The sequence below is a fragment of the Microbulbifer mangrovi genome, from assembly GCF_002009015.1.
GTDB lineage: Bacteria > Pseudomonadota > Gammaproteobacteria > Pseudomonadales > Cellvibrionaceae > Microbulbifer > Microbulbifer mangrovi.
In genome coordinates, this window is record NZ_LZDE01000111.1 from 1 (window position 1) to 1,477 (window position 1,477).

A 1,477-nucleotide genomic window follows, 5' to 3' on the forward strand; every position below is an offset into this window, starting at 1 on the left:
CTGATCGCCAACCGCGGCGAAATTGCCTTGCGCGTATTGCGGGCCTGCAAAGAGATGGGGATCGCCACCGTGGCGGTACACTCCCAGATCGATCGCGACCTGAAACACGTGCGCCTGGCGGACGAGGCTGTTTGCATCGGCCCCAACCCGTCCCCGCAGAGCTACCTGAATATTCCCGCCATTATTTCAGCAATGGAAATTACCGATTCCATGGCGGTACACCCCGGCTACGGCTTCCTGGCGGAAAATGCGGATTTCGCGGAACAGGTACAAAAGAGCGGTTTCACCTTTATCGGTCCCGACGCCGATGTGATTCGCCTGATGGGCGACAAGGTTTCCGCCATTGCCGCAATGAAGAAAGCCGGCGTCCCCACCGTGCCGGGTTCCGACGGCCCACTCCCGGACGACGGTGAAAAGTGCCTGGAAATCGCGCGCAGAATCGGCCTGCCGGTCATTATCAAGGCCGCAGCCGGCGGCGGTGGCCGCGGCATGCGTGTGGTACATAGTGAAGGCGCGCTGCTGAATGCCATCTCTGTCACCAAATCCGAAGCCGGTGCCGCCTTTGGCGACAGTACCGTCTATATGGAGAAGTTCCTGCAGAACCCGCGTCACGTGGAAATCCAGGTGATGTCCGACGGCCAGGGCAATGCGGTGCACTTCGGCGACCGCGACTGCTCCCTGCAGCGCCGCCACCAGAAGGTTCTGGAAGAGGCCCCCGCGCCAGGCATCCCGGACGATGTGCGCAAAGGTGTTCAGGACTCCTGTGTGCAGGCATGTATCGACATCGGCTACCGCGGCGCGGGCACCTTTGAGTTCCTGTACGAAGATGAGCGCTTTTACTTCATCGAGATGAACACGCGTATCCAGGTTGAGCACCCGGTTTCAGAGATGGTGACCGGCGTCGACCTGATCAAGGAACAAATCCGCGTGTGCGCGGGTGAGAAGCTGTCTTTCAAACAGGAAGACATCAAGATCACCGGCCACTCATTCGAGTGCCGCATCAACGCCGAGGACCCGAAGACCTTCTTCCCGAGCCCCGGCAAGGTGGAAACCTACCACGCGCCGGGTGGCCTGGGCGTACGGGTGGACTCCCACCTCTACTCCGGTTACTCGGTACCGCCGAACTACGACTCCATGATCGCCAAGATCATCACCCACGCCGAAGACCGTGAAACCGCCCTGGCGCGGATGCGTGTGGCACTGAGCGAGATGATCGTTACCGGCATCAAGACCAATATTCCGCTGCAGGAAGACCTGGTTCGCGATGCGGAGTTTGCCAAGGGTGGTGTGAATATTCACTACCTCGAAAAGAAACTAGGGCTCGAATAGGCCTATTAGCTTCTCTTCCCGCCCCGGTGGTTAGTCGCTTTGATTGACCTCCGTGGCGGGAAAGCACCGGGTATCCATTTTCAAAACCGCTGTGAACCCATCCATGGGCGCTGCGGCGGCGACGCCCCTGTCGCCGACGCTTTTGAAA

The 1,477-nt window shown here is 59.7% G+C and carries 1 protein-coding gene; it reads left to right on the forward strand.

Going from position 1 to position 1,477, the window contains the following annotated elements:
• Positions 1–1,329, forward strand: a 1,329-nt coding sequence (gene accC / locus B4U49_RS00545; protein ID WP_239692413.1) for an acetyl-CoA carboxylase biotin carboxylase subunit, incomplete at its 5' end; no start/stop codon positions are given.
• Positions 1,330–1,477: the final 148 nt, after the last annotated feature.